General features: G+C 63.1%; 17 protein-coding genes and 1 riboswitch. Of the genes, 6 read left to right on the top strand and 11 right to left on the bottom strand.

What is annotated here, in order from left to right; translation table 11 throughout:
• Positions 1-22 precede the first annotated feature (22 nt).
• The 7 genes from argJ to P273_RS0100260 form a co-directional block, all read right to left on the bottom strand.
• Positions 23-1,192 carry a bifunctional glutamate N-acetyltransferase/amino-acid acetyltransferase ArgJ gene (argJ, locus tag P273_RS0100230; protein ID WP_024626521.1) on the bottom strand — a complete coding sequence of 390 codons (1,170 nt, stop codon included), beginning with the start codon at positions 1,190-1,192 and terminating at the stop codon, positions 23-25.
• The gene (gene argC, locus P273_RS0100235; protein ID WP_024626522.1) at positions 1,189-2,283 is read right to left on the bottom strand and encodes an N-acetyl-gamma-glutamyl-phosphate reductase; all 1,095 of its coding nucleotides are present in this window, start codon (positions 2,281-2,283) and stop codon (positions 1,189-1,191) included. Before argC ends, argJ begins: the two co-directional genes overlap by 4 nt.
• Before the next feature lie 87 nt (positions 2,284-2,370).
• A complete protein-coding gene (locus tag P273_RS0100240) occupies positions 2,371-2,982 on the bottom strand; it encodes a DJ-1/PfpI family protein (RefSeq protein WP_029675945.1) in 612 nt (203 codons plus the stop codon).
• A gap of 23 nt (positions 2,983-3,005) precedes the next feature.
• Positions 3,006-3,614, bottom strand: coding sequence for a DUF4190 domain-containing protein (locus tag P273_RS0100245; protein WP_024626524.1), 609 nt, complete (start codon positions 3,612-3,614; stop codon positions 3,006-3,008).
• A gap of 25 nt (positions 3,615-3,639) precedes the next feature.
• Positions 3,640-6,246 (bottom strand): phenylalanine--tRNA ligase subunit beta, encoded by a 2,607-nt coding sequence (pheT, locus tag P273_RS0100250; protein WP_024626525.1) that lies wholly within the window; start codon positions 6,244-6,246, stop codon positions 3,640-3,642.
• 7 nt (positions 6,247-6,253) lie between these two features.
• Entirely contained in the window at positions 6,254-7,321 is a 1,068-nt protein-coding gene (pheS, locus tag P273_RS0100255) for a phenylalanine--tRNA ligase subunit alpha (protein ID WP_024626526.1), read from the bottom strand.
• 69 nt (positions 7,322-7,390) lie between these two features.
• Complete coding sequence (locus P273_RS0100260; RefSeq protein WP_024626527.1) at positions 7,391-8,311, bottom strand: RNA methyltransferase; 921 nt, start codon at positions 8,309-8,311, stop codon at positions 7,391-7,393.
• 220 nt (positions 8,312-8,531) lie between these two features.
• Here P273_RS0100260 and P273_RS0100265 point away from each other — a divergent pair, with 220 nt between their 5' ends.
• Positions 8,532-9,152, top strand: a complete 621-nt coding sequence (locus P273_RS0100265) for a superoxide dismutase (protein WP_024626528.1) — start codon at positions 8,532-8,534, stop codon at positions 9,150-9,152.
• Positions 9,153-9,263: 111 nt separating this feature from the next.
• Here the strand turns inward: P273_RS0100265 and P273_RS0100270 are convergent, their stop codons facing one another.
• The 3 genes from P273_RS0100270 to P273_RS0100280 form a co-directional block, all read right to left on the bottom strand.
• Complete coding sequence (locus P273_RS0100270; RefSeq protein ID WP_024626529.1) at positions 9,264-11,753, bottom strand: ATP-binding cassette domain-containing protein; 2,490 nt, start codon at positions 11,751-11,753, stop codon at positions 9,264-9,266.
• 10 nt (positions 11,754-11,763) lie between these two features.
• Complete coding sequence (locus tag P273_RS0100275; protein ID WP_024626530.1) at positions 11,764-12,438, bottom strand: ECF transporter S component; 675 nt, start codon at positions 12,436-12,438, stop codon at positions 11,764-11,766.
• A 49-nt stretch (positions 12,439-12,487) separates the two neighbouring features.
• A riboswitch (TPP riboswitch) is annotated at positions 12,488-12,603 on the bottom strand.
• A 3-nt stretch (positions 12,604-12,606) separates the two neighbouring features.
• The gene (locus tag P273_RS0100280; RefSeq protein ID WP_024626531.1) at positions 12,607-13,983 is read right to left on the bottom strand and encodes a dipeptidase; all 1,377 of its coding nucleotides are present in this window, start codon (positions 13,981-13,983) and stop codon (positions 12,607-12,609) included.
• A gap of 66 nt (positions 13,984-14,049) precedes the next feature.
• On the opposite strand from P273_RS0100280, the gene P273_RS0100285 reads away from it, so the two are divergent.
• The 5 genes from P273_RS0100285 (at position 14,050) to P273_RS0100305 (ending at position 20,215) form a co-directional block, all read left to right on the top strand.
• A complete protein-coding gene (locus P273_RS0100285) occupies positions 14,050-14,676 on the top strand; it encodes a DUF3043 domain-containing protein (RefSeq protein WP_024626532.1) in 627 nt (208 codons plus the stop codon).
• 141 nt (positions 14,677-14,817) lie between these two features.
• A complete protein-coding gene (locus P273_RS0100290) occupies positions 14,818-16,305 on the top strand; it encodes an NAD(P)/FAD-dependent oxidoreductase (RefSeq protein ID WP_024626533.1) in 1,488 nt (495 codons plus the stop codon).
• Positions 16,306-16,353: 48 nt separating this feature from the next.
• Positions 16,354-17,088, top strand: coding sequence for a DUF4191 domain-containing protein (locus P273_RS0100295; protein ID WP_024626534.1), 735 nt, complete (start codon positions 16,354-16,356; stop codon positions 17,086-17,088).
• A 142-nt stretch (positions 17,089-17,230) separates the two neighbouring features.
• Positions 17,231-18,667, top strand: a complete 1,437-nt coding sequence (gene glnA, locus P273_RS0100300) for a type I glutamate--ammonia ligase (RefSeq protein WP_024626535.1) — start codon at positions 17,231-17,233, stop codon at positions 18,665-18,667.
• Between the two features lie 201 nt (positions 18,668-18,868).
• Positions 18,869-20,215, top strand: coding sequence for an MFS transporter (locus tag P273_RS0100305; protein ID WP_024626536.1), 1,347 nt, complete (start codon positions 18,869-18,871; stop codon positions 20,213-20,215).
• A 44-nt stretch (positions 20,216-20,259) separates the two neighbouring features.
• Here the strand turns inward: P273_RS0100305 and P273_RS0100310 are convergent, their stop codons facing one another.
• Positions 20,260-21,456, bottom strand: a complete 1,197-nt coding sequence (locus P273_RS0100310) for an Mrp/NBP35 family ATP-binding protein (protein WP_024626537.1) — start codon at positions 21,454-21,456, stop codon at positions 20,260-20,262.
• Positions 21,457-21,487 lie beyond the last annotated feature (31 nt).

Genomic DNA, 21,487 nt, shown 5'->3' on the forward strand with positions numbered 1-21,487 from the left:
GCGCGCCTGATCGGGCTTCCCGTCAGGTGTGGTAGTCGGCATTGATGGTCACGTATTCGTGGGTCAGATCATCGGTCCATACCGTGGCCTGGCTGTCACCCTGACCAAGGTCGATGTCGATATGGACCTCGGGCACATGCAGGTCGACCAGCTCCGGATCCTGGCCGGGACGACCGCCCTGGCAGACCTTGATGCCGTTGAAGCTGACATCCACATGGGCCGGGTCATAGGCCGCCGTTGCAACCGGCACAGTGCCCAGGGAGGACACCACTCGGCCCCAGTTGGGATCCTCGCCGGCCACCGCGCACTTGAGCAGTGTTGAGCCGGAGACCGCCCGGGCGCAGGCAAGGGCTGCACCCTCACTCTCGGCACCATCCACCTGAATACGGATCCGATGCCTACAGCCTTCGCCGTCGGCCACAATCCGATGAGCCAGGTCCGTGCAGGCCTGACCCAGCTTCTCCTGGAACTGGTCGGGATCAGGCCGTACTCCTGAGGCCCCGGAGGCCATCAGCAGGACGGTGTCATTGGTGGACATGCACCCGTCCACGTCGATCCGGTTGAAACTGAGCCGGCAGGCCTCTGACAGGGCTTGACGTGCCTGTTCCGGCTCCAGAATGGCATCCGTGGTGATTACACAGATCATAGTGGCCAACTGCGGGGCGATCATCCCGGAACCCTTGACCATGCCGCCCAGCCGCCAGCCGGATCCGTCCACAGCCACGGTCTTGGTGCAGGTGTCAGTGGTCAATATGGCCTTGGCGGCCTCTTCGCCGGCCTCCTGACTGGCCGACATCTCCTGGGCAGCCTGGTCGATGCCAGTCAATATGGAGTCCAGATGCAGCAGATGGCCGATGATCCCGGTGGAGCAGACAGCAACCCGCTTGGCCGGCAGGCCCAGTTGCTTTCCTGTCCGCTCGGCCATGGCCCTGGCCTGGTTCAGGCCCTCCGGACCCGTGCAGGCGTTGGCATTGCCGGAGTTGACGACCACGGCTCCGGCATGGCCTTCTTCAAGGATTCGGCTGGTCCAGATGACCGGAGCGGCCCGGAAACGATTGGGGGTAAAGACCCCAACAGCCGTGTCCATGGGTCCGCTGTTGACGACCAAGGCCAGGTTTCGGCGCTGTGAACCTCCCGGACGATGGGCGATGGCGGTGCCGGTCCGGAAGCCTGCAGGGTAGGTGATGCTCATGGTGCCACTCCTATGGTTGTCAATCCGGTCTCCTCAGGCAGGCCCAGGGCCAGATTTACGGCCTGGAGGGCCTGGCCTGCGGTGCCCCGGGTCAGGTTGTCGATGGCGGCGAAAGCGTAGAGGCGGTCGGCGCGCTGGTCCACAGCGACCTGGACCTGGGCCCGGTTGGAGCCGTACACATCGGCCGTGGAGGGGAGCCTGCCCTCAGGGAGCAGATCGATAAACTGCTCCCCGGCATAGGTCTGTTCCCAAACGGCGCGAATATCAGCCATCCCCATGCCCCGTCCACGCTCGCTCAGCTTGGCCGAGACCACAGCCAGAATCCCCCTTGACATGGGGACCAGTATGGGGGTCAGCCCCAAACGGATGGGCTGTTTCCCAAGACCTCCGAGGTTCGGATCCGCCGCTGCGGCCTTGCGCAGGTTCTGCAGAATCTCAGGGATATGCCGGTGGGTGCCTCCGACCGAGTAGGGATGGGCTGAATTGATGGCCTGGGCTGCCAGCAGATCCATTCTGCCGCTTGAGCGTCCGGCACCCGAGTAACCGACAGCAAGGTCAGCCACCAGATCATCGGTCTGCACCAGTCCGGCGGCCAGGGCAGGCTGGAAGGCCAGAGTGACTGCCGTGACATTGCAGCCGGGACCAGCGATCCGCCGGGTCTGCCCAAGCAACTGACGCTGACGACTGCCACCCGGATTGAGCAGCTCAGGCATCCCATAGGTCCATGGACTTGAGAAAGATCCGCCGTAGTAGTCTTGCCAGTTCTCCGGATCCTCCAGCCGGTGATCAGCGCCCAGGTCGACCATCAGCGATTGCGGATCCAGCTGCTCGGCCAAGGGACCCGAAGCCCCGTGGGGCAGGGCCAGAACCACCAGATCATGGCCGGCCAAGATCTCCGGCTTCGTATCCTGAATCCGCAGCGAGGCCAGCGACTCCGGAAGGTTGGGCGAGAACTCCCCCAACAGTCGACCAGCGGAGCCGTGACCGGTGACCGTGCATACCTGAAAGGCTGGATGCGCTGCCAATAGACGGATCATTTCCGAGCCGGCATACCCCGAAGCTCCCGCTACAGCCACCGTGTATTGCCGCATGAGCGCTCCCTTCATCGGGCACCATCATACATACTCATGCAGTAAAACGCATATTTATACAATTCGGCGTGTCGCTATGCACCTGCTTTAGCTGCGCGATACTTTCATCTGTGCGAAGGGGTCATAACCGGAGTCTCGGTTGCGGATGTATTCCATTTGCCTACTGGCCCTGTCCGCAGCCTCGGGCCCGCATGTGTCCTCCACAAAGGCCAGTGCCATGTCAATACCGGCCGAGATACCCGAAGAGGTACGAAACTTTCCATCGACCACCCAGCGGGCATCCTTGACCCAGTCCACACGGTCCCCCGTGCCGACGACCCAGTCAAAGGCCAAGTCATTGGAGGTCGCACGCCGACCGTCGAGCACACCGGCGGCAGCCAAGAGAGCCGAGCCTGTGCATACCGTCATTACCTGCGGCGACTGGGCGGCCAGGCTTGCCAACTGCCCAATCCATCGGTCGTTTCCAACCAGAGTTCGCGTGCCGGACCCGCCAGGTATCAGCAAAACTCCCTTGGGATCGATCGCTTCAGGTCCTAGGGCTTCGACCCTGACACCGCCCTCCCCGACTTTCACTCCAGGACCGTCCAAGGAGAAGAGCCGCACCCGGGCACCATCAGTGTTGATGAAAACCTCAAAGGGGCCGAAGACATCCAAGGGTTCAAACCCGTCGAATACGACAATGTTGATATCCAAGCCCATATGAATGACCCCCTGCTTAGATTTCAGGCGCTGACGCCATCCCCGCCTGAGCCGCCGCCACCCGTCGAGGGCGACGGCACCATCTGCTGGTAGAAGTCGTTCAGGGAGACCCCGTTGACCAGAAGCCAGATCCAAGCCAAGGTGAAGAGCAGGTTGATGATCAGGGCAGCCATGGCCAACCCATAGCCCTTCATATGCAGTCGGCGGGTCCGATACATGGAAACGCCGCCGAGCAGAGCGGGAATCACAGGCATGGGCAGGAAGAGGGCCATGAGGAAGGCGATGATGGCGCAGGGATCCCAGTGGCCGTAGACAGGATTTTGGGATGGATCGTTCAGATCGGGCATGCCCTGGGGAGGCCATCCTGGCGCACCGGGACGGGTCTGAGGATTCCCAGAATTTCCGCCGCGGCCGGGACCTGACTGCCCCGCCATGGGCATGGGCCTATTGGCGGGGTTGCCCTGGGACGAATCGGATTCCTTGGCCTTGGGTTCGGGGTCTGGGCGACCGTAGATGTACGGATTCCATCCTGGATAACGATCGGCGCGCGCGCCGTACAAGGGCTGGTCGCCCCCATCATGATCCTGGCGGTCGGGTCCACCGGCTGTGCCCTGTTCTTGAGAATCCGTCATGTCCCTCGGTCCCCTTGATGCCCGGTCAGGCACGCAGCACGGCGCCCAGACCTGCAGTCTTGTCAACGATGGCCTGGCGCAGGGATTCACTGTCCTCGGACGTCAAGGTGCGGTCCGGGGCGCGGAAGGTGACTGCGAAGGCCAGCGATTTTGCATGCTCACCGATCTGATCGCCGGTGAAAACGTCGAACAGCTCGATGGATTCAAGACTAGACCCAGCCGCTTCTCTGATGGCGGAAGTCAGGTCGGCTGCCGAGACCGTGTCCGGCACGGTGAAGGCCAGATCCTGACGGACCGGCGGGAAGGTCGACACGGGCTTGGCCTGCAGGGGGGTGTAGTCCAAGTGGTCCAGCACCATGTCCAGACTCAGCTCGAAGGCGGCCGAGTGGGCAGGGAAGCCCAGGGCCTGATCAACCCGAGGATGCAGCTCGCCCACCATGCCGACAAGCGTGCCGTCATCCAGGACCAGCCTGGCGGTACGACCCGGATGCCACTGGTCAGGCACCTGCTCGGCCGAGGGCTGCTCCAGCCGATAATGTGCTCCCAGCCTATCCAGGACACGACGAGCGGATTCGACTGCATCGGTCCAGTCCACATCCCTGCTGTCCTTGAGCCAGCCGTCCTCCTGGGCACGGCCGGTCAGCAAGGCCGCCACATGCAGCCGTTGCTCGGGCAGACCCTGGTCCAGGCGGGCCAGATCCTCGTCGCTGGGCCGCACACCGCCCGGAAGGGTGGGCACCGCAGGAGCCTTGGGGTCGCGACGGAATACATAGCCGATCTCGAAGAGACGCACATCCGTGTTGCCACGTCGCAGGTTGCGCTCCACGGTGTTGGCCAGCGGCAGCAGCAGGCTCTGGCGCAGGTAGGGCCTGTCAGCGGCCATGGGGTTGGCCAGCTCCACGCTGTTGGTATGGATCTCATCAGGATCCATGCCGAAGGCTTTGAAATCATTGTCACCGACGAACGGGTAGTCCAGAACCTCGGTCAGTCCATACTCGGCCAGGGTGTCAGCCACCCAACGACGACGCTGCTGACGGTCGGTCAGACCAACCGCTCCGGACACCTTGGGTGATGGCACGGTGACGGGGATGCGGTCATAACCCACCAGACGGGCCACCTCCTCGACAAGATCACAGCCCTCGCCCAGGTCGGGCCGCCAGGTTGGCGGAGTCACCGACAGCCGGTCTTGAGGATCACCTTGGACCGTGCAGCCGATGTCGCGCAGAATGGCCACGATGCGCTGGGGCTCCACCTCCAGTCCGGTCAGACGTGCCACCTCGCTGACGGCAAAGTCGATGACCGGCATGGGCTTGGTCTGATCCATATCCAGCGGAGCATCCAAGTCCTGCCCACCGGCAAGGCGATGCAGCAGGTCAGCGGCCATGGCTGCAGCGGCTGGCTGCATCTGCGGATCGACCCCGCGCTCAAAGCGCTTGGAGGCCTCCGAGGGCAGCTTGTGGCGACGGGCGGTCCGGGCGATGGTCACCTGGTCGAAGTGGGCGGACTCAATCAGAATGTTCTTCGTCTGATCGGTCACTTCTCCGTACAGACCGCCCATGACGCCGGCCAGTCCCAGAATGCGAGATCCCTCTTGCCCCTCGGGCGAGTCAGTGATGAGCAGATCCTCGGTGCTGAGCTCGCGATCCTTGCCGTCAAGGGTGGTCAGGTGCTCGCCCTGCCTGGCCCTGCGCACCACGATAGGCCCGCTGAGCTTGTCCAGATCGTAGGCGTGCAGGGGCTGGCCCAGATCCAGCATGACGTAGTTGGTGATATCCACCGGCAGGCTGATGGAGCGCATGCCGGCCCGAACCAGCCGACGACGCATCCAGCTGGGAGTCGGCGCCTTGGGGTCGCACCCGGTCAAGGCACGCAGGTAGTACCGATCACAGCCTGGCTGACCGTGAATAGGGTTCTCATCCTGAACGCGCACGGCCAGCGGAGCCTGATCCTCCTGGGCTGCCGAGGCCGGCACCGTCTTGTTCAGCTCAATCACCGGATCGGTGTACTCGGCGCCCGTGGAGTGGTGGTATTCGCGGGCAACCCCCCTGTAGGAGAAGGCGTAGCCACGGTCAGGGGTGATGTTGATCTCAAGCACGGGCGTATTCATATGCAGGAGGCTCATGGCATCGTCACCGGGCTTGAGCTGCTCGTACTGCTCAGGGGTGAACCCGTAGTTGCGCAGCAGGATGATGCCCTGATGATCCGAACCCAGCCCCAGCTCACGCTCGGAGGCGCACATGCCGTCCGAGATGTGGCCATAGGTCTTGCGTGGTTCGATGCGGAAGTCACCGGGCAGGACGGCCCCTGGCAGGGTCACCACCACCTTCTCGCCCGCAGCCATGTTGGGGGCCCCGCAGACGATGCCACGCGGCACCTTGTGACCCTGGTCGTCCACGGCGTTGTACTGCTCGCCCACATCAACATGACACCAGTTGATGGTCTTGCCGTTCTTCTGAGGCTCAGGCTTGGCATCCACCACATAGCCGACCACAATGGGACCGGTCACTGTGGACTGGTGGATGTCCTCTTCCTCCAGGCCGACCCGGACCAGGTCCTTGGCCAGCTGTTCATAGGTCAGATCCTCAGGGACCTGCACATGCTCCTTGAGCCAGTCGATATCTACCATTGGCATCTGACGGTCACTCCCCCATCTCGAACTGCTGGCTGAACCGCACGTCGCCTTCGACCAGGTCGTGCATATCGTTGATGTCGTGGCGCAGGAGCAGGGTGCGCTCCATACCCACACCGAAGGCGAAGCCTGAATAGCGCTGCGGGTCCACGCCGGCCGACCTCAGAACGTTGGGGTTGACCATGCCGCAGCCTCCCCATTCGATCCATCCGGGGCCGCCCTTCTTGTCGGGGAACCAGAGATCCATCTCGGCGCTGGGCTCGGTGAAGGGGAAGTACGAGGGCCGTAGTCTGGTCCGGGCCTCGGGACCGAACATGGCCACAGCGAGCTTGTCCAGGGTGCCCTTGAGGTCGGCCATGGTCAGGTGTTCATCCACGGCGATGGCCTCGCACTGGTGGAAGACCGGGGTGTGGGTGGCATCCAGTTCATCGGTGCGGAAGACCCTGCCCGTGCAGGCCACGTAAAGCGGTACACCACGGGTTATCAGGGAACGGGCCTGGTCCGGGGAGGTATGGGTGCGCATGACCATGTTGGAGCCGACGAAACCGGCGGCATCCCTGGCCTGGCTGCCCTTGACATAGAAGGTGTCCTGCATCTGGCGGGCGGGATGGTCAGGGCCGAAGTTGAGCGCATCGAAGTTGTACCACTCGGCTTCCAGCTCGGGGCCCTGGGCGATACTCCAACCCATGGAGACGAAGAAATCCTCCACGTCCTCCATGAGCTTGGACAGCGGATGACGTGCGCCCTGAGGTTTACGCTCGACCGGAAGGGTCATATCCACTTGCTCAGCAGCAAGGCGGCGGGACTCCTCCTCCTGGCGCAGCTCTCGCGCCTTGAGCCCGTAGGCACGTCCGAAGTCAGCCTTGAGCTTGCCCGCTAAACGGCCGGCGGTCTTCTTCTGATCCGCTGGCAGCCTTCCGATGATCCGGCCGGATCCGGCCAGGGCTGAACCTGTCCCTGCATACTTGGCCTTGATCGCCTTGAGTTCTTCCAGATCGGAGGCTTCGCGAATCCTGCCGATGCCCTCGTTGACCTCGTCGGTCATCGCCGCGGGGTCGAATTCTTCCTGTGCCACCATGGACCTTTCCACTGTTGCCAATGCCGTGTCCGGGCCGCAAATCAGCGGAAATCCCGGTCGTTGACGCCTTCACATTCTTTCAATACGACTCGACATGGCCATGGCGTAGAGCAGCACCGCCGCCGAGGTGGCCAGATTGAGTGATTCAGCCCGCCCGTATATGGGTATGCGAACGATCTGATCCATGGACTGCAGCAACTCATTGGGCAGTCCACGTGCCTCATTGCCGAAAAGCAGGGCCATGGGTTGACCCGACGAGTCTGGCTTGGCCAGGGCACCGCTCGCCATCAAATCAGTCAGGGAGCGGACGGGTTTGTCCGGCGTGCCATAGACATCGGCCGCCACCATGATCCGACCCTGCCGTCTGCACAGGGCCAGGAAGTCCTCGGTGCCCATGGTCATCAGGGGGATGTGAAAGGCCGAGCCAGCCGTGGAGCGAATGACCTTGGGATTGGTGGGTTCCACGCACTGGTCCACCAGGATGATCGCCCGGCAACCAGCGGCATCGGCCGTGCGAATGACGGTTCCGGCATTGCCTGGATCACGAATCTGCCAGAAGGCCGCCACCAGGTCGATCCCCTTCACTGCCAGATCCCGAGAATCCTCAAGATCCGTCGGTTGGGCCAAAAATCCATCAGTGCGCGCCTGAGCCAGGATCCCTTGGGCATTGCCGCTGATGGCACGCATGACCCGGGCCGAGACGAAGTGTCCGTAGCAATCAGGCAGCTCCCGTGCCTGCTCCATGATGGCACCCACAGTCTCGTTGAGCGGCTGCGGATGACCGCCCTGGGCTGCAGGAGAGGATTCATCCGCCTGAATATAAAGGTCGGTCAGCAGGTCGGGACGCCAGCGGACCGCCTCGCGCACGCTCTGCGGCCCCTCTATCAGGAAACGGCCATGACGCTGCCGGGCCCGCCGATCCTGCAGTTCAGCCAGGCGACGAATTCGTTGGGCACGGGGGTTGTCAAGAAGGGAGTCATCAAAAGGCATGGGCACAACTCTAGCCCCGGCAGCCGAGAGCGCTGCTGAGGAACCTTCATGAGCCCACATCTGTGGGAAAGTTCACTGAAAGAAAGGTCTGCACCCCTTGTGCTCGGCCAACAAGGGGCTAGGGTAAAAGAACCGGTCGGGTCGACCACGTCCATCGCTGGTATGGCGCAGACCGACCATGGCACATCTGGCTTGGCCAGAATCATTGTGAGGAGACAATATGCCCGTATACACACTTCCCGATCTGCCCTACGACTACTCGGCACTGGAGCCGTACGTGTCCGGCAAGATCATGGAGCTGCACCATGACAAGCACCATCAGGCTTATGTGAACGGGGCCAACAAGGCCCTGGAGCAGATCCACGACGCGGCCGAGTCCGGCAACGTGGCTCAGTCCAACCTGCTGGAGAAGAACCTGGCCTTCAACCTGGCCGGGCACAAGAACCACTCCATCTTCTGGAAGAACATGGCCCCGGCCGACGGCCAGGAGCCTACTGGCGAACTCAAGGCCGCCATCGAAGACCAGTTCGGGTCCTTCCAGGGCTTCCAGACCTACTTCGAATCCATGTGCGCAGGCATCCAGGGATCCGGCTGGGCCGTCCTGGCCTGGGATACCCTGGGCGAGCGCCTGGTCACCCTGCAGATGTACGACCACCAGGGCAACCTGCCCGTCACCATCTTCCCGCTGGTCCTGCTGGACCTCTGGGAGCACGCCTACTACCTGGAGTACCTGAACGACCGGGCCAGCTACGTCAAGGCCTGGTGGCACATCGTCAACTGGGAGGATGCCTCCAAGCGCTTCGACGAGGTGCGCAACATCAACACCACTCTGGCCAGGTAAAAGAGACCAGCGCTTCCAACCACAGGCAAACCCTGGCCCTTTCCCCTCTCTGCGGGAGGTGGAAAGGGCCAGGGTTCCTCTATATCTGAAGCCTGCGAAAGACCCTGACGATCAGTTGCCGAAGAAGGCGATGGAGCCAGTCGATGCAGCCACGGTCAGGGAGATTGCGGGCACAGCCAGGCAGATAAGCAGGAAGCCCGCATCACGAGTTCTGACATGGGAAACCCTGGCATGGGTTCGTGGAGTGCTGCCGCCGAAACCGCGGGCCTCCATGGCCGTGGCCAAGGTCGTCGAGCGCCTGATGGACAGGACCAGTAGTGCGAAGGCCTGGGGCATAAAGGCCTTGAAACGGTTCTCATCACCCAGGCCACGACTGCGGCGCGAGGCGGTCAGGGCCGACCAGTCGTCCTTGAGAACAGTGAAAAGCCGCATGCCGGCCAACCCACCGTAGACGAAGCGATCAGGCAGGTGGAGCACCTGGCTGAAGGCATCGGCCAGGTCGGTGGCGTCTATTCCCAGCACGGTGATGATGGCGGGGATCCCGATGGCCAGGATTCGCAACGCAGTGGCCAGGGCCAGGTCCAGCGACCGCTGGGTGATGTGGATCATCCCCCACTGCCAGAAGGTGGCGCCGCCGCTCTTGCCATAGAGGATGATTGCCAGAGCCGAACCCGGCGCCCCCAGGAAGATGGGCCAGGTGGACCTGACCACGCGCAGGGGCGTGAAGCCTGCCGCGCCCAGCAGCAGGAACTCCAGGATCAGGGCCGTCGTGGCCGAAACCGGGTCCAGGCTGATCAGCAGGGGCAGAGCCGCCAGGAAGGCCCCGATCAGACGGAAGGCTGGATTGATGGAGGCTATGTATGGCGATCGGCTGGCTGGCTTGACCGGCTCGTCCCGCTGATCCATGGGCGTGACGGTCAGTCTGGCCGCAACGGTCTTCTGGCGAGCCTGCATATCTGACTCGACTGCAGGCCAGACGGCCTTCCGGGCTCCTGGGGGTGTCATCTCCACCAGACGGGCATCCAGGGCCTGAACCAGTTCCCGGTCATGGGTGACCAGGATGATGCAGGCTCCCTGGTCGCGCAGGTCTGCAATCAGCTGGGCCATGCTGACCCAGGTGTTCCTGTCCTGGCCGAAGGTGGGCTCGTCAAGAATCAGCATCTGTGGTGCAGCGGCCAGGGCCGAGGCCACAGTGAGCCGCCGCTTCTCGCCACCGGAGAGCGTGTAAGGGTTGGCGCGGGCGTACTGTCTCAGACTGAAGCGCCCCAGCAGCTCCAGGGCGCGGGCCTGGGCCTGGTCCTCGGTCATGCCGGTGCGGATGGGTGCCAGCTTGACCTCTTCCAGGACCGTGCCCCGGGCAAACTGGTGCTCGGGATTCTGAAAGACATAGGCGATGCGCGCCGCCAGCTGGGATGAGGTCCATCGTATGGGCTCCGGCTCGGTAGGCGTCTGCCCCTGGGGTCCCCGAAGTAGGCGATCCTGGGCAAGCACCGAACCGGCCACGGGCTCCAGCAAACCAGCCAGGGTCATGGCCAGAGTGGATTTGCCGGCCCCATTGGCCCCGACCAAGGCCGTGACCTGCCCGGCCCTGAATTCCAGATCGATGTGCTCGGCCACTGCCTTGCCCTGACGACCAACCGCCAGATCCCGGGCGGTCAACAAGACTTGATGACCATCATGACCGTGGCCGGATTGCCCAGACCGAACCCGTCCAAGCTCAGGGAGCGAATCCTTGGCGCTCCTATAGGCCTCGGGAACCCAGATGCCCAGGGAGGCCAGATCCAATCCAGGATCAGTGAAGACCTCCTGGGGGCTGCCGTCGGCCATGATCACTGTCTTGCGATAGGCTGCAGCACCCGATCCACCTGCGCTATCTTCAACCTCGCCCAGCCCAAGCACGATGACCCGGTCGATCATATCCATCCAAGGCCCTGCCCGGTGCTCGACCAGAACCATGGTGGAGCCTTGCCGATCCAAGACCTTCCTGACGGCACCGACAATTTGCTCGACACCGACCGGGTCCAGGTTGGCCGTTGGCTCATCCAGTAGAAGCAACCCAGGTTGCATGGCCAGAGCGCCGGCCAGGGCCAGACGCTGCATCTGCCCCCCGCTCAGATGCATGGTGGATCGGGTCAGCTGCAGGTCAGCCAGACCCACCTCGGCCATGGCCTTCCGCACCCGTGGCCAGATCTCCTCGCGGGGCAACCCCATGTTCTCCGGCCCGAAGGCCACATTGTCACCCAGCCGCTGAAAGATGGCCTGAGCATCCGGATCCTGCAGGACCAGACCCACACGCCCCCGGCTGGATACGGCGGGATTGCCGTCGATCAGGACCTGACCCTGGGTCACCCCGCCTTCGTCATCCTCGACCTGGTCCTGACCGCTCTGCGGGGCATGATCGCCCAGCAGCCCGGCCACACCCTCAAGGATGGTCGATTTGCCAATGCCGGAGGCTCCCAGCAGAAGCACCCGCTGACCCGCAGGAACACTCAGGGAAAGATCCCTGACAGCGAAGTGGTTCCGATAGGCATGGCGGTACCCCCAACCGCGCAGTTCCAAGGCCGCGGGTCGGTAGGGATTGTCCTGGATGCTCTGGTCCACGCCCAGACCTCTACTTCCCGGCCGTCCGAATATCGCGGCCGGAGGCGAAGCGGTCCAATGCCCCGGTGGCGGCGATGGCCTTATAGAGGTACCAGACCAGCACTCCGGCGATCAGCGCACCCGAAATCAGGGTGGCTATCAGATAGATCACCCCATAGGGGCCGGTCAGGTTGATGGCCTGTAGGTGCGTGCAGAAGGAATACAGCCAGCAGCCGAAACCAGCGGCAGCGCCCGACAGTGCCACCGTGGACATGTTCCAACGCCGGTAACGCAGCAGCATGAAGACCAGTTCGGCCATGAAGCCCTGAAGCAGACCGATCAGTATGGTCTCCACAGGCACCCAGAGGCTGCCCAGCAGCGACTCCAGGATGGCGGCGACCAACTCGGCATAGACGGCCGCCCCCGGCTTGCGCACGATGACCGATGCCAGGGGCCCGGCAAACAAGTAAAGTCCGTTGAGCACGCCACCCAGACCGGGTACAACCCCGTCCAGGAATGACCAGGGAATGGTGGTCACCAGGGCGACCACCCAGTAGATGACTGCGGAGGCCACCCCGATGACCGAGGCGACGGCGATATCCACCACCCTCCACCGTCGGGAGGGGGTCCTGACCTGAGAGGGAGTCCGCTCAGACTCCGGCTCCGATCCAGAAACAGTATTGTTGATGAAATGACCATCGGTCATGATCTTGTGCCTTTCCTCGGGGCGCTCCCTATGAGCGCCATCCCGTTCAGGCACGGGTCCAGTGACATCCGTGCGCCGGCATTACCCGGTAAACGTTCGTCCGGTTGAGGCTGAGCCTCCTCTCAGCCGCACGCCCTTAGGCATACGGCCCCCGTGTCACCAGCCATATTAGAACATACGATGGTCAAGGGAATCCAGCAGTAGGGATTCGGTGATGATGTTGTCGATCAGCCCCTGCAGGGAGATGGACTCGTTTGGGCTGTGGGCGTTGGACTGGGGATCCTCGGGGCCGGTCACCAGGACCTGGGCCTCAGGGAAGAGTCGCTTGAGCTCGGGGATGAAGGGGATGGATCCGCCCTCGCCCTTGTTGACCGGGTCGCGTCCAAAGGCCTGCCGCATGGCCTCCTCGGCCTGCCGGACCACCGGGCTGTCGGCATCCATGGCCCACCCCATGCCCATGTCGCTGGGGGTGACCTCCACCTTGGCCCCATGAGGGGCGTGGGCGACCAGGAAATCAGCCAGAGCCTGCGCGGCCTGCTCAGGCCGTTGGGTGGGCGCAGTCCGCAGCGAAATGCGGAAGCGGGTCTTGTCAGCCAGCACGTTGAAGGAGCCCTCCACCGGGTGGGCATCGAGGCCGATCACCGCCGCCGCAGGCTTGGTCCAGAGCCTGGAGGCCAGGGAGTCGGTTCCGGCCAGCCGGTAGGAGTCCACCACGCCGGCATCTGCACGCAGCTGAGCCTGGTCCAGGTCACGCTGCAGGCCGCCGATGGGCTGTCCACCCTCCAGGCCGGGCACGGCAAGTTCCCCATGGTCGTCATACATGGAGGCGATCAGCATGGCAGCCAGGGTGTTGGCATCCAGGATGGGCCCGCCGAACTGTCCGGAGTGGACCGGGTGCTCCAGGACTGTGACCGTGACATCCAGGTCCGCATTCCCTCTTAGTGAGGTGGTCAGGCTGGGGGTGTCCGCCGACCAGTTGCCCGAGTCGGCCACGATGATCAGGTCCGAGGCGAAGTCGTCCCGATGAGCTTGGAGGAATGGGATGAAACTGCGCGAGCCCATCTCCTCCTCCCCTTCGATGAAGACCTTGACGTTGACGTGCAGGTCCTTGCCCAGGGCATGCAGGGCACCCGAGTGGATGGCGATGCCGCCGCCGTCGTCGGCCGATCCACGTCCGTAGAGCCGTCCCTCCTTCTCCACGCCGGTAAAGGGGTCAGTGGACCACTGGGAGGGGTCGGGCACCGGCTGCACGTCGTGATGGGCGTAGAGCAGAACGGTCGGGGCCTCGTCGTCCACCTGCCGGGATCCGATGACCTCGAAAGCACCAGGGGTCCCGTCAGGATTGGTGGCCTGGACCACACGGGCATCTACACCCACCTGCCGCAGTTGCCCGGCCACATAGTCAGCCGATCGACGCATGTGATCCCCGGTAATCCCCTTGGCCGAAACCGAAGCCAGGGCGATCTTGTCCCTGAGTAGATCGACGATCCGGCTCCTATCGTCTTGCACACGTGTGCGGATCGTCTCCAGGCCCAGCTCCGCCATCGTTACCTCCTCTGATTGCTTGCGAATCAATGCTTGCGAGTCTAGGCGTCACCGTAACCTGTTCGCATGACATGGAACCCCTTCTCACGCAAGGATCGACGGGACAAAGAGGCGGAGGCGGACCAGACGGCCTCCACTGAAGAGGCACGAGGCAAGGGACGCCCCACACCCAAGCGCAAGCAGGCTGAGGCCCGGAACCTGCGACCGTTAGTCCCCAAGGACCGCAAGGCCTCACGCAAGGCCGCCAAGGCCCGGATCCGGGCCCGTGAGGATGCCCAGTACGAGGCCATGAGGACCGGCGACCTCGACCACATGCCCAAGTCGGAACGCCTCCCTTGGAGGATCTACATCCGTAACTATGTGGATGCCCGTTTCAATCTGCTGGAATGGATATTCCCGGCCATCATCCTTATGTTCATCGCCACCCTGATGGGCATGTTCGTGGGTCCGCAGCATTATGCCACTTTCACCATGGTGGTGACCGTCCTGCTGTATGGCTACCTGATCATTGCCCTGATCGATACCTGGCTGATGTGGCGCAAGCTCAAGCGACTGCTGATCGACAAGTTCGGCGAGCGCTCGGTGGCCAAAGGTTCACGTTCGGCCTCCTACGCCTGGCAACGTGCCATGATGGTCCGGCGCTGGCGGGTTCCCAAGCCCAATCAGAGCAAGCGTGGGCACTGGCCCGACTGACAAGCGAATCGTCCTGACATACCGAACGATGGACTGGTAGCGCCGCCCGGTGCCCTTTGGGTTCCGGGCGGTTTTTGTACTCACTCCACATTGTGCGAATGCTCTTCATTCTCCCAGCCGGTACGGCTAGCATGGATTCTTATGCAGCAATCGATCAACCAACCCGGCACAGAGTCTCTTGACCCCTGGGATGCCGACAGCCGCCAGTACGACACCATCATCATCGGATCGGGCCCAGGCGGCTATGCCACGGCCCTGCGCACGGCAGAACTGGGCGGACGGGTGGCCCTGGTCGAGCAGGATCCCGTAGTCGGCGGCGTCTGCCTGAACCGCGGATGCATCCCTACCAAGGCCCTGCTGACCGCCACCCAGGTTCTTGAACAGGCTGACCTTGGAGCCGCCATGGGCATCAATATCGGGTCGGCCAGCATCGACTACCAGAAACTCCAGGATTATCAGGACCGGATGGTGGACGCCATGACCGGCGGCCTGGCGAGCCTGCTCAAGCAGCGTGGCATCACCGTGGTGCACGGCCACGGCACCATCGTCGGCGACGGCCTGGTGGAGGTGACCGCTGCTGACGGCAATCGAACCCGGCTGACCACCTGCGATACCATCCTGGCCACTGGGTCTCACGCCAGGCCCTTGGAGGAGCTCCCCTTCGATGATCTGGTCATCGACACGGACCGGGCGCTGACCCTCAAGCCCTTCCCCCGCCGGGCGCTGATTATCGGTTCAGGTGCGGTGGCCCTGGAATTCGCCACCATTTGGAACCAAGCCGGCTGCCAAGTGACCCTGATGGTCAGGCATGACCGGGTGCTCTCCCACTGGGGTCGGCGGACCGGCCAGATCATGACCCGGGAGTTGAAACGTCAGGGAATTCAGATCATTACCCATGCCCGCTGCTCGGGCGGACACCGTCTGCCCGCAGATGGGGGCATGCAGGTCGACTACCAGCCGACCGACGACAAGGGCCAGGCGGGAGCGATCGAGACTGATCTGGTTCTGGTGGCCATCGGCAGGGACCCCAATACGAACCCCGAGCATATGAAGGAGCTGGGCATCGACCTGGACGGGCAGGGCCAGGTCCTGACCGACTCCCAGGGGCGCACCAGCCGTGACCGAGTCTGGGCCCTGGGCGACATCACCCCGGGTCACCATCTGGCCCACAGGGCCTTCCAGCAGGGCATCACCCTGGCCGATGCCGCCTCTGGCCTGGATCCTGAACCTGTCAACGAGGCCACCATCCCCCGCGTGGTCTTCTCCTCCCCCCAAGCCGCAGCTGTGGGCTTCAGCCGGCAGGAGGCCGAGGACGATCCATCGCTGAACCAGGTCAAGGAGACCATCTACCCCATGATGGCCAACTCGCGCATGCGCATGAGCGGCCTGCAGGGCACCCTCAGCCTGATCACCGCCTGCCAAGCCACCGATCTGGAGAAGCAGATAGTCGTCGGTCTGGAAATGGTCTCCCCCCAGGCCTCCGAGAACATCGCCGAGGCCCAGCAGCTGGTGGGCAACCAGATCCCCCTGCACCGGGCGGCCGGGCTCATCCATCCCCATCCCACCTTCTCGGAAGCCATTGGAGAGGCCCTGCTCAAGGCTGACGGCAGACCCCTGAACATGCGATAGGCATGCGGTAGACTGGTCAACCAGTGAACGTTTCCGAGTGAGGATGGCATGGCTACAGAGGACACCAAGGGCAAAAAAGCAAAAAAGAAGAACAGCACGATCAGTCAGATCGTCAAGATCTACCAATTCACTTACGCAGAAGACAAGGCTCTCCCCTGGCTGCTGGCCGCGGCCATTCTGGTGCCCACACTGATAGCAGTGGTGATCTGCCTGCTGGCTCACTTTGGCTGGCTGTCCTGGATCCTGACCGTGCTTCTGGGCATCATGGTCGGCCTGCTTCTGGCCACCATGACCCTGACCAGGCGCTCCGACAAGGTCGGCTACGCCAAGATGGAGGGTCGTCCAGGCGCTGCCGCCGCCGTGCTGAGCAGCATCTCCAAGGCGGGCTTCTCCTTCCCCCAGGAACCTGTATGGATTGATGCCAAGACCAAGGATGCCGTCTGGAGGGGCACCGGCCGCACCGGGGTCTACCTGATAGCCGAGGGCGACTACAACCGCGTCAACAAGGCCATGAACCGCGAGGAGGAGAAGATCCGCCGCATCACCCGCGGGTCGGCCATCCCCATCTACCGGATCAGCGTGGGCCACGGTCCTGACCAGGTTCCGCTCAACAAGCTCCAGCGCACCGTGATCAAGAAGAAGGTCAAGCTGACCGCCACCGAGCTGGAGACCCTGAACGACCGGCTGGTCACTCTGCAAAAGCGGCAGAACGCCCTGGGCATGCCCAAGGGCATTGATCCGACCAAGATACACGTCAGCCGCAAGGCCATGCGCGGGCGCTGATGTTTTGAAGGTCCCGGCATCTCCCCAGGGAGGCGCCGGGACCTTCGCATGAAACACCCCCGTAACCTCAGCGGTGCATTGCCGAAAAAACCGGTCCCCTAGACTGGGTGACCGTTACGGTTTCCACGAAAGGAGCAGTTCAGTGAGCGAACTTAAGTCAAAGGCCGATTGCGAAGCTCTGATAAACCAGGAGGGCGTGGAATATGTCTCAGTCAGGTTCACGGACCTGATCGGGGTCCAGCAGCACTTCACCGTCCCCGCCAGCGAATTCCTCAAAGACGCTTTCACAGACGGCATGGCCTTCGACGGCTCCTCCGTCCAAGGCTTCCAAGCCATCAACGAATCGGATATGAAGCTGATTCCCGATCCAGAGACTGCTTACATGGATCCCTTCCGCCGTCATCGCACCCTGAATGTGGCCTTCTCCATTGTTGACCCGGTGACCGACGAGCCCTACTCGCGCGACCCCCGGCAGATTGCCGCCAAGGCGGAGGCCTACCTGCGCTCCACCGGCATCGCCGACACGGCCTCTTTCGCCCCCGAGGCCGAGTTCTTCATCTTCGACAAGGTCCGCTTTGAGAACAGCATGCAGCGCTCCTTCTACGAGGTCGACTCCATTGAGGCTCCTTGGAACTCGGGCGTCGATGTCGAGGAGGATGGCTCCGACAACATCGGCTTCAAGAACCGGGTCAAGAAGGGCTACTTCCCTGTGCCCCCCATCGACCACTACCAGGATCTGCGCGACGACATGGTGGCCAACCTGCAGAAGGTGGGCTTGATTCTGGAGCGCTCCCATCATGAGGTGGGCGGCGCCGGCCAGCAGGAGATCAATTATCGCTTCAATACCCTGCTGCATGCGGGCGACGACCTGATGAAGTACAAGTACGTGGTCCACGAGACCGCCGCCCTGGCCGGCAAGGCAGCCACCTTCATGCCCAAGCCCATCGCCGGGGACAACGGGACCGGCATGCACTGCCACCAGTCCCTCTGGAAGGATGGCAAGCCCCTCTTCTACGACGAGAACGGCTATGGCGGACTTTCCGACATTGCCCGCTGGTATGTGGGCGGCCTGATTGAGCATGCCTCCTCTGTTCTGGCCTTCACCAACCCCTCCACCAACTCCTACAAGCGTCTGGTGCCCGGCTATGAGGCCCCTGTCAACCTGGTTTACTCGGCCCGGAACCGTTCGGCAGCCATCCGCATCCCCCTGGCCGGCACCTCGCCTGCCGCCAAGCGGATCGAGTTCCGCGCCCCCGACCCCTCCTGCAACCCCTTCCTGGCCTTCTCGGCCCAGCTGATGGCAGGACTGGACGGTATTCTCAACCACACCGAGCCCCCGGCCCCCATCGACAAGGACCTCTATGAGCTGCCTCCCGAAGAGCATGCCCAGATCAAGCAGGTGCCCGGCTCCCTGGAGGAGGCTCTGAACGCCCTGGAAGAGGACCACGACTTCCTGAGCGAGGGCGACGTATTCACCGACGACCTGATTCAGACCTGGCTGGACCTGAAGCGCGGCGAGCTGGACCAGACTCGTCTGGCCCCCACCCCCCTGGAGTACGAGCTCTACTTCCACATCTGAGTTCGTATAACGACTGACACTGGCTGACCGGCCAGGTCAGATGGGACCCGATCCTTCCTGCTGAAGGGTCGGGCCTTTTTGCGTCGTCACAACCATCGGCATCCGCCCATTGATGGCAACACGCCAGCCCCGGCATCCCGGCAGGCGGTCAGGCCAGAATGAGGAGAGGTACGAAAACCGATCCGATGGAGGTGGAAACCGATGCGCTGGCTGCGTGAGTTCATGGAGTTGCCCGTATATCTGCGAGCCATGCTCATCGTGGATCTCATGTGCAACTTCGGCATCGGTCTGGTTATGCCCATCGAACTGCTCTTCGCCACCCATTCCCTGGGTGCCACCATGAGCGAGGCCGCCCTCCTGGTGACCATCAGCTCGGTAGGGTCGCTGATCTCCAACCCCATCATCGGCTGGGTCTCGGATCGTCGCTCCTCCTGGCTGGCCATGCACACGGCCATGATCTTCTCGGTCATCGGCCCCCTGATTTTCACCGTGGCCCACGACTACCGGGCAGCAGTGGCGGGAGCCTTCGTCTCGGGCCTGGGGATGGGCATGCAGACCTCCTGGGCCAGCATTCTGACGCAGATCTCCACCAGGGAGCAGCACCGGATCGTCTACGGCATCAACCAGGCTGAGCTCAACTTGGGCATCGGACTGGGAGCGGCTGTAGGCGGTCTGCTGGCCGCAGGTGGTCAGGACTTCCTCTATCGCATTGGTTTTGGCGGCAGGGCCCTGGGATTCGCCCTGCTCAGCCTGTCCCTGCTGGTCATCGAACGACACTGGCAGCTGCGACGGTTGACGGCTGAGCTCAAGGCCAAGGCAGAACGGGAGGTCGTCCAGGAATCCGCAGAGGCAACCCATGCCCTAAAGGCCAGCCGGGCAGACAGCACAGAAAGCATGACCGCCAACGGCACCTTCGGCGGGCGGACCAGCTCGCTGACCAGGGTGCTGGCCTCCATGGCGTTGCTGACCCTGGGCACCTTCTTCATGGACCTGTTCGGCTACTCCCAGTTCGACGCCGGCTTGGTCACCACCCTGATCTCAGATCCGCACATCCCCCGCTGGTCCCTGTCGGTAGTGGACGTGGTCAACACCTTCTCGGTGGTCATCATGAACATCGTGCTGCTACCCCGGCTCAAGGACGCCAACCATGTACGCCTGCTGCGTACCGTGCCGGTCTTCTGGGCTGCGGCCTGGGTGATCATCGTCCTGGGTCTGCGCCTGGATTCCACTCCCGGCGCCCTGAGCGTGGCCTCCCTGGGCATCACCATCTTCGGGCTGGGCGAGGTCATGATGGGCATCTCCCAGCCGGTGGTGGCCGCTGAGTTGGCCGGGCCATCATTCAGCGGACGTATGTTCGGCCTGCTCAACACGGCCGCCTCCCTGGGCTACATCGTGGGACCCATGTTCGCCTCCTACATCCTGGCCGGACATGAGGTCATTCCCTTCCTGGCTATGTGTGCCATCGGCTTGGTCATGCTGGCAGTTCCCTGGTTCCTGGCCATCCCTTCGCAGCAGATCACCAGCCAAAAGAGCCCGGCCGCCGTCTAATCTCGGGCAGGGCACGGCACCGGACTAATAACCTTGTTTTAGAGTCAGTCCTCACCGGCGGCCCGACGAGCATCGCCAGGCTGCGAACCTTCCATCAGGGTCTTGGCCAGATCCACGAATCGTTTGGTCAGCGGCGAATCATCCAAGGAGCCATCTGACCTCAAGACAGCCGGACGGCCGGACTCCCCCGACTCGCGCAGGTCGGTCTGCAGAGGCAGCTGCTCCAAGAGGGGCACCTGATACCCCAGATCCCGGGTCAGCTGATCGGCCACCCGTTGGCCACCTCCTTGACCGAAGATACGCAGCCGCTCGCCATTGTGCTCATACCAGGACATGTTCTCGACTACACCCTGGACCTTGGTGGGCAGCTGGAGGGCCACCAAACCTGAACGCACGGCCACCTGCGAAGCTGAAGGCTGTGGAGTGGTAACCACGATCAGACGACTATTGGGCAGGGCCTGGGCCACGGACAGGGCCATATCCCCGGTGCCTGGGGCCAGATCCAGCAGGAGCACATCAGGGTCGCCCCACCAGACATCAGAGAGGAACTGCTCCAGCGAGCGCTGCAGGCGGGGGCCTCTCCAGAGGATGGCCCGGTCCGACCCAGCGAACATGCCAATGGATATCAGTTTGACCCCCCAGGCGGTGACCGGCATCAGCATGCCGTGCAGATTGGTGGGCCGGCTGTGTACGCCAAAGAGCCCAGGCAGGGAGAATCCGTAGATGTCCGCATCAATGGCGGCCGTGTCATAGCCCAAGGCAGCCAGCGTGGCCGCCAGGTTGACCGTCACCGAGGACTTACCCACGCCGCCCTTGCCCGAGGCGATGGCGAAGATGCGGGTACCCACGCCAGGCTTGGAGAAGGGGTTGCTGCGCCGGGCGGCCTTGAGATCGGCCACCAGGTTGTCCAGTTTCTCCCGGCTCATGGAGGAAACATCGATATGGGGGCGCAGCCGGGCTCGCGGATAGGAAGTCACGGTCCCATTGATCTGGTTGGTGATGGTGGTCGACAGCGGGCAACCCTTGATGGTCAGCTCCACCCGCACGGTCACCTCATAGTCGGCCTGGGCATCCCTGGCTGGTTCGACAATGATGTCGGTGATCATGCCCAGATCGGTGATGGACCGTCCCAGCTCTGGATCGATGACCCGGCTGAGCCGCTCATAGACCTCCCCCTTGATTCTTCGAGGCAGCTCCTCCAGATTCCGGGTCCCTTCCTTGCGATGCTCTACTTGTTCCATGCCGTCACCATATCGCGACCAGCCATCGGCT

This window comes from Bifidobacterium sp. A11 (assembly GCF_000499185.1).
Classification (GTDB): domain Bacteria; phylum Actinomycetota; class Actinomycetes; order Actinomycetales; family Bifidobacteriaceae; genus Bombiscardovia; species Bombiscardovia mizhiensis.

Excerpts from the sequence above, each read along its gene's own strand:
- P273_RS0100240 (WP_029675945.1), bottom strand. The coding sequence starts at position 2,982 with ATGGGCTTGGATATCAACATTGTCGTATTCGACGGGTTTGAACCCTTG.
- argJ (WP_024626521.1), bottom strand. The coding sequence starts at position 1,192 with ATGAGCATCACCTACCCTGCAGGCTTCCGGACCGGCACCGCCATCGCC.
- P273_RS0100285 (WP_024626532.1), top strand. The coding sequence starts at position 14,050 with ATGACATGGAACCCCTTCTCACGCAAGGATCGACGGGACAAAGAGGCG.
- pheS (WP_024626526.1), bottom strand. The coding sequence starts at position 7,321 with ATGGTGGCACAGGAAGAATTCGACCCCGCGGCGATGACCGACGAGGTC.
- P273_RS0100295 (WP_024626534.1), top strand. The coding sequence starts at position 16,354 with ATGGCTACAGAGGACACCAAGGGCAAAAAAGCAAAAAAGAAGAACAGC.
- P273_RS0100260 (WP_024626527.1), bottom strand. The coding sequence starts at position 8,311 with ATGCCTTTTGATGACTCCCTTCTTGACAACCCCCGTGCCCAACGAATT.
- argC (WP_024626522.1), bottom strand. The coding sequence starts at position 2,283 with ATGCGGCAATACACGGTGGCTGTAGCGGGAGCTTCGGGGTATGCCGGC.
- P273_RS0100310 (WP_024626537.1), bottom strand. The coding sequence starts at position 21,456 with ATGGAACAAGTAGAGCATCGCAAGGAAGGGACCCGGAATCTGGAGGAG.
- P273_RS0100280 (WP_024626531.1), bottom strand. The coding sequence starts at position 13,983 with ATGGCGGAGCTGGGCCTGGAGACGATCCGCACACGTGTGCAAGACGAT.
- P273_RS0100245 (WP_024626524.1), bottom strand. The coding sequence starts at position 3,614 with ATGACGGATTCTCAAGAACAGGGCACAGCCGGTGGACCCGACCGCCAG.
- P273_RS0100290 (WP_024626533.1), top strand. The coding sequence starts at position 14,818 with ATGCAGCAATCGATCAACCAACCCGGCACAGAGTCTCTTGACCCCTGG.
- P273_RS0100305 (WP_024626536.1), top strand. The coding sequence starts at position 18,869 with ATGCGCTGGCTGCGTGAGTTCATGGAGTTGCCCGTATATCTGCGAGCC.
- pheT (WP_024626525.1), bottom strand. The coding sequence starts at position 6,246 with ATGCCAATGGTAGATATCGACTGGCTCAAGGAGCATGTGCAGGTCCCT.
- P273_RS0100275 (WP_024626530.1), bottom strand. The coding sequence starts at position 12,438 with ATGACCGATGGTCATTTCATCAACAATACTGTTTCTGGATCGGAGCCG.
- P273_RS0100265 (WP_024626528.1), top strand. The coding sequence starts at position 8,532 with ATGCCCGTATACACACTTCCCGATCTGCCCTACGACTACTCGGCACTG.